Origin of the sequence: Okeania sp. SIO3B5 (assembly GCF_010692555.1) — a bacterium.
Classification (GTDB): Bacteria; Cyanobacteriota; Cyanobacteriia; order Cyanobacteriales; family Microcoleaceae; genus Okeania.
The window spans coordinates 1-5,773 of sequence record NZ_JAAHHG010000597.1 but is presented as its reverse complement, the minus strand read 5'-3'; the positions used below and the strand labels follow the sequence as shown (position 1 = coordinate 5,773).

The window sequence follows — 5,773 nt, the reverse complement described above, 5'->3', positions numbered from 1 at the left end:
GAGTTCCGACGTGTGCTTTTCCGATCCTAACTTAACCATTCTATGGCTGTTTAACCGGATTTGATATGACTTCCTGAATCATAAAACCTAGATGGGTATTGAACTTGTAACTTGTTAAATAGAACCCATTTGGCATTTATAAACAATTGTAAGATTTTCCTGTAATAAAAAAAATTTGTGCTACCCTATTTAACTGTAACTGATAACTTTTTTTCATGTTTTGTAATTTCAGTACCAAAGAGAAGCGTTGGTAAATCAAGAGATGAAACTTTAAGGGGTGTTAGCCTTACCAAGAAATCATCTTACCAATTACCAATGGCCAAAGAGATAAAGATAGAGTTCTTTGTATCTTAGCAAGTAAACTGTGATTCTCATGTAGAAAGTTTTACATACAGTTACAAATTAAAATTAATTTGGCATAGATAAAATAATGCAAATCAGACAGTTATTATTCAGATGTGCGTCTGTTCTATCAATTGCTAGCACTATAGTTCTTGGCGCTCAATCTAGTCAAGCTCAAGTTAGCAGTAACTATTCTTGTGGAACCAGTGATGGAGCTCCAACAACCATTTACAAATCACCAGGAGAAGAAGACATTCCGCTTATTCGTTGGACAACTACCTTGGGTGAACAATGGACTCCTAAAGTTCGCTGCCAAGTTGTATCTCAAAGGTTTGATCGTTTTGATCGGGATGGAACACTAGAATTTCTAACGACTGGAAGAGTAAATAAGATGCCAGTTGTCTGCGCTGTTCCTACAGAAGGAGCAGAATGCAGCGATCAGTATAACTCCGATCGGGTTTTATTTACGCTACCTGAAGATAAAGATCCTGACCTAGCTTTAGAGCAATTGCTGGGTTTTGCCTCGGTGGTGGAAAATGGCGATCCTCGTTCTTATTACAATGGACGTACATATATCAACATAAGCAGGTGGATGCTTCGCAACCGTCGTATATATAAATAAGTAACCACTAATAAAAACCTACTAACAAAAGTGTTGACAAGATCAATGTTTTTGTTAGTAGGATAAAACAGCGTGTAAAAAAATTCAAAGCTTTTAATCATACAAGCATTAATTTCCCTACTAAATTAAGTTAGATGCACTAGCAAGGTGTTCGCAATATGAAAATTATAATCCCTTCGCTAAAAGACAATCTCTGTATTCTTGGTTTTTTAATCAGTTTTAACATTCTAATATTAAACTGTAGTAGTACTGCTCAGTCTAGGGTTCATTCTGAAACTTTAAGCAACCTTCATGCAGCAAAGTTAGGAAAAACAAAAATCAAAGACGAAATATGCGAGATTGCCAAATCAAAAACGGTGTTAATTCTATCAGAAGACAACAGATCGCAAGGAACAGGGTTTCTAATTGAGAAAAAACGCTCTAACAACGGAAGTTTTGTGTACAAAGTTGTTACCAACGGTCATGTATTAACCCAAGCAAAATCATATAAAATTCAAACAAGTGACAAAAATTACTATAAAGCAAGTAAACTATATAGTTTTGGAACTGCCCTTTCTGGTAGAGACCTAACGACATTGCAATTTGAAAGCACAAAAAACTACGAAATTCCTAAGTTAGCACATGGAGAAAAATTATCTCCTAAAACACCTGTTATTGCTGCTGGATATCCACTTAGAACAGGTGAAGTTACACAGTCTAATTGGGTTTGTGAGCAAGGTAAAGTTTCTATTGTGCTAGATAGACCGATGCAAGGTGGCTATAGGATAGGTTATGAAGTTAATATTCGCAAAGGAATGAGCGGGGGTCCTTTGTTTAATTTTCAAGGTCAGATAGTGGGAATTAATGGCAGACATAGTAACCCCCCTTTTGGAGGAAGAAATCTATATAAATATGAAGACGGAACTCCTGTTGAGGAAAAATTAGAATTGCTGAAGAAATCAAGTTGGGCAATTCCGATGGAAGAATTAGTACCCAGGGCAATGTCAAAAGGCATTTGTCTTGCTTATGACGATAGAGAAAAGCCTCCTGATTGTAAAGTAACCGTAAATCAGACTCCAACAAATCCCAAGGAATCCGAATCGCAAGCAAAAACTTTGCCTCCAGAACCATCTAACAGTTCAGCGGTAAGAAACGGAGAAACACCGGAAAATTACGATGCTGGTAGCGTTCGCAGTGATTTGAATGATGATGAGTTGGAAGAGCTAGCTAAGAAAATTACCGTCAGGGTAAAAGTCACAAAGATAGCTAAAATAAACGACAAAATCGAAGGAAGTGAATTCATTCGCTCAGGATTTGTGGTGGATAAAAAGCCTAAAGGGGTAGGACACGTTTACACTGTTATAGTTTATCTAGGACAAAAAACAGAGCTAGAAAATAGAGTTAGTTTAGAGCAAACAAAAGATTCAGAAAATTCGATCTCTCTAGACATAGTTCCACCCAATGACACAGAAGTTGACACTAAAAGACCAGGAATTAATACTACAAGAGAAGAAATTTCTATATCTGGGGGAGACAAATTATTGAGATTAGAGTTTTTTGGTTACGAATCTGAAGGAAACTACGAAACGGCAAAACCAAGATTTTCTCCCCCTAAATCTGGGGATGAAGTTTTTGTATCTGGATACAAAAAAGTTGAAACAATGGAAGAAGGAGAGTTTGAATTTATCAAAGGTAGGGTTCAAAGCTTTGGTAATTCAAATGAGAACCGAATTTATCTATCGCACTCAAAGGTAATAAGTGAAGAAATGTTAGGTGGACCTTTAATCAATTCTAAAGGGGAAGTAATTGGCATTAATACATCTGGATCGTCAAGTAATTCTAGCGGTAGTGCTATTCTAATTCAAGAGCTTCAAAAATATTTATCTAAAAAAGATACGCTAATAGATTCTAAAAAAGATACGCTGACTAATTAAACTTTAAGCGAGCTATGAACAAAAAAACAAAAAAGTATATAAAACGCTTATTTCAAGCAAGTGTTGTTTTTATATGCATAATTTTTTTAGTAACTTTAGCAAAACTAGCGGATGCACTTACAGATACAGATGCTCAAGTTCAAAAGATTGCTGGTGAAGTAACAGTTCAAATTTATTCTAAAGCACCCCGTGAAGATGCTAAATTTGAACCTGCTGGTTCTGGAGTAATTATTCCTAGTGTGGAAAAAAATACACATTATGTAGTTACGACTAAGCACGTTGCTTATTCTAGAGGGGAATATCTTGTCAAAACTTTTGATGGAACTGAACATGAGATCACAAAATCTGAAGATGTTATGGAATTGTCTGAACTTGATTTATCATGGCTCAAGTTTACTAGCAGGGAAAATTATGGTGCAGTTGAGTTAGGTGATTCTCAAAATTTGGAAACAGGAGATTCTATTTATATTGGTGGTTGGCCTTTTAATAATAATGATAATTTTCAGGTTGTTCGTGGAGTGATGAGGAAAAAAAATTTGAGCAAGAGTGATGGATATTCAATTTCATATAAAGCGCGAACAGAGAATGGCATGAGTGGAGGCCCTGTTCTTGATACAAATGGTCATTTGATGGGAATTCATGGAAAATCTCCAACTTTATATCAGCTAGGTATTTCTATAAACACTTTTATAGAAAACGCAAGCCTAAGCTGGGTTAAAATATGTAATGAGGGAAAACCGTCATTGGAAATGTCTTTAGCACTAGCAAAAAAAGTGGGAGACGGATGGGAGACAAAGGGTTGGTACAAAGTTGAACCTCAATCATGCAAACCATTACTTGCTATTGGAGGGGATTATAAAGGGAAAGTTTATTACTATGCCTATAATTCTGAAGGTGGATATTGGGGTGATGGACCTAAAAAGTTTTGCATAGATAAGTCGGCTCCATACTTTAGAACAGAAAAAAGAAAAAACTGTGAAAAGGAAAACTTGGAGAGAGTACAAATGGACGAGTTAGAGGTTTATCCAGGAATGGAACCCTACACACTTGTCAATTAAACAAATTGATTAAATTTTGATTATGCTTTTATCTTTGAAAATAGAAAGAAAACAAATCTATACTATTTTAACAATTGTAGTTTTTATGATAATTTTGCATAATTATAGTGACTTTGTTTCTAGCTTCTTCGCAGATGCTTCAGAAGTCAGTACACAAGATTCTTGTTCCTCTACAGTTGGCTCCACTAAAATTATTAGTGTCAGTGATGAAAACAATTCTGAAGCAGTAACATTGAAGCAAAACCATCTTTTGATGGTTCAATTAGCAAGTAATCCTGGCACTGGTTATGGCTGGCAATTAGTTCAAAACAACCCCGAACAACTTAAACTATTAGAAAATCCCACCTTAGAGCCACCAAACCAGTCCATCCAAAATGACAGTGTGTACCAAGTTTTTCGTTTTCAAGTGCAGTCTGGTGCAAGCAGCATACTAGAGCTACAGTATCCGCAAGAGCAAGGAACTAATAACTTATCAACAAAAAGCTATCGACTAAACATTCTAATGTCTAACTCTTCTGCTACTATTACTGCAACTGATTTTGATAACAACCAAGAAATAAGAGTTGCAAAAGATGATATTTTCGTTGTTCGATTAAGAACTAATCCTGCTTCTGGTTATAGTTGGCAAATTGTTAGCAACAATCCCAATCAATTAAAGCTTTTGGATAATTCCATTTCAGGAGATGGGAACCAAACTGCACCAGGTGGCAGTGCTTATCAAGTGTTTCGCTTTCAGGTAGCATCTGAAGGAACGAGTGTACTAGAATTGCAGTATCGGCGTCCTGAAGAAACTACACCTAAAGAAACTTATAGGATCGGTGTGCAAATTTTAGAGCAAACCGAGGTGGTTAGGTTGACTGAGTCAGACAATAATAAGGAAGTCAGGTTAATTCCAGGCAATACCTTGATTGTTCGGTTAGATGCTAACCCAGATAGTGGTCAGAGTTGGCAAGTAATTCAAAATGATGCCAACAAGCTTAAACCATTGGGAAGTCCAGTGCTGCAACAAACTGGCACCCAATACAAAAATTTCTGCTTTCAAGCACAATCGGCGGGAACCAGCACGTTGGAATTTCACTATAGCCGTCCTTGGGAAAGAAATCAACCTCCTCTCAATATTTATCGTCTAAACGTTAAAATTCCTTAATAGATTATATGAAAAACTACCAAAAATTTTTAGCAATCTTTGTCATGGTGTTATTAGCTCTGGGTGTATGGCAGAACTCATCATTTGCTAAGTGGCCTTTCCATAAAGCTCAGGAGAATTCACAAATTACCCAGGTGGCTCAAATACGATTAGCACAGACTCAAAGACGACTTGAACAGGAGATTAGAAATAACAGATTTACCTTTACAGTAGCTGAAAATCCTGCAACGAGACGCTCCCTTAGCCAGCTAGCAGGAACTCGAATACCCAACAATGCTCTACAAATTGCTCGTAGGCAAAATCCTTTAGCTGAATCTAAAGAAATTAGATTGGGAGCAAGTATAGGACAGCAACAGTCATTTTGCTCTGCTGAGGATAGAGCCTTTGGGTGGAACGAATTGGACAAAGTAACTTCTGTTCGCGATCAAGGTGGTTGTGGTAGTTGTTGGGCATTTGCAGCTATGGCTGCATTTGAATCCAGCGCCCTCTACCACAACAATATAAACTACTCACAAATTGGAACTATAGCAGATGGATCGGAGCAACATATACTTAGTTGTAGTGGTGCTGGTAACTGTAGTCAAGGGGGATGGTATCATCCTGCATTTGAGTTTATGAAAGAAGAAGGCACTGTATTGGAAAGCTATTTTCCATATGAAGCTAGGGATTAAAGTTGTCCCACAGAGGTAAG

At 36.9% G+C, this 5,773-nt stretch carries 5 protein-coding genes; all 5 read left to right on the top strand.

All coding sequences use genetic code 11. The annotated features are described in order from the left end of the window. Window positions 1-430: 430 nt before the first annotated feature. The 5 genes from F6K54_RS39020 (at window position 431) to F6K54_RS39000 (ending at window position 5,753) form a co-directional block, all read left to right on the top strand. A complete protein-coding gene (locus tag F6K54_RS39020; RefSeq protein ID WP_293089569.1) occupies window positions 431-964 on the top strand; it encodes a COP23 domain-containing protein in 534 nt (177 codons plus the stop codon). Window positions 965-1,122: 158 nt separating this feature from the next. Beyond that, window positions 1,123-2,877: a trypsin-like peptidase domain-containing protein gene (locus F6K54_RS39015; RefSeq protein ID WP_293089567.1), complete on the top strand. Its 1,755-nt coding sequence runs from the start codon at window positions 1,123-1,125 to the stop codon at window positions 2,875-2,877. Window positions 2,878-2,891: 14 nt separating this feature from the next. Beyond that, a complete protein-coding gene (locus F6K54_RS39010; RefSeq protein ID WP_293089565.1) occupies window positions 2,892-3,935 on the top strand; it encodes a trypsin-like peptidase domain-containing protein in 1,044 nt (347 codons plus the stop codon). 22 nt (window positions 3,936-3,957) lie between these two features. Continuing rightward, window positions 3,958-5,082 carry a protease inhibitor I42 family protein gene (locus F6K54_RS39005; RefSeq protein ID WP_293089563.1) on the top strand — a complete coding sequence of 375 codons (1,125 nt, stop codon included), beginning with the start codon at window positions 3,958-3,960 and terminating at the stop codon, window positions 5,080-5,082. Window positions 5,083-5,090: 8 nt separating this feature from the next. Further along, window positions 5,091-5,753, top strand: a complete 663-nt coding sequence (locus tag F6K54_RS39000) for a C1 family peptidase (RefSeq protein WP_293089561.1) — start codon at window positions 5,091-5,093, stop codon at window positions 5,751-5,753. Window positions 5,754-5,773: the final 20 nt, after the last annotated feature.

Excerpts from the sequence above, each read along its gene's own strand:
- F6K54_RS39005 (WP_293089563.1), top strand. The coding sequence starts at position 3,958 with ATGCTTTTATCTTTGAAAATAGAAAGAAAACAAATCTATACTATTTTA.
- F6K54_RS39015 (WP_293089567.1), top strand. The coding sequence starts at position 1,123 with ATGAAAATTATAATCCCTTCGCTAAAAGACAATCTCTGTATTCTTGGT.
- F6K54_RS39010 (WP_293089565.1), top strand. The coding sequence starts at position 2,892 with ATGAACAAAAAAACAAAAAAGTATATAAAACGCTTATTTCAAGCAAGT.
- F6K54_RS39020 (WP_293089569.1), top strand. The coding sequence starts at position 431 with ATGCAAATCAGACAGTTATTATTCAGATGTGCGTCTGTTCTATCAATT.
- F6K54_RS39000 (WP_293089561.1), top strand. The coding sequence starts at position 5,091 with ATGAAAAACTACCAAAAATTTTTAGCAATCTTTGTCATGGTGTTATTA.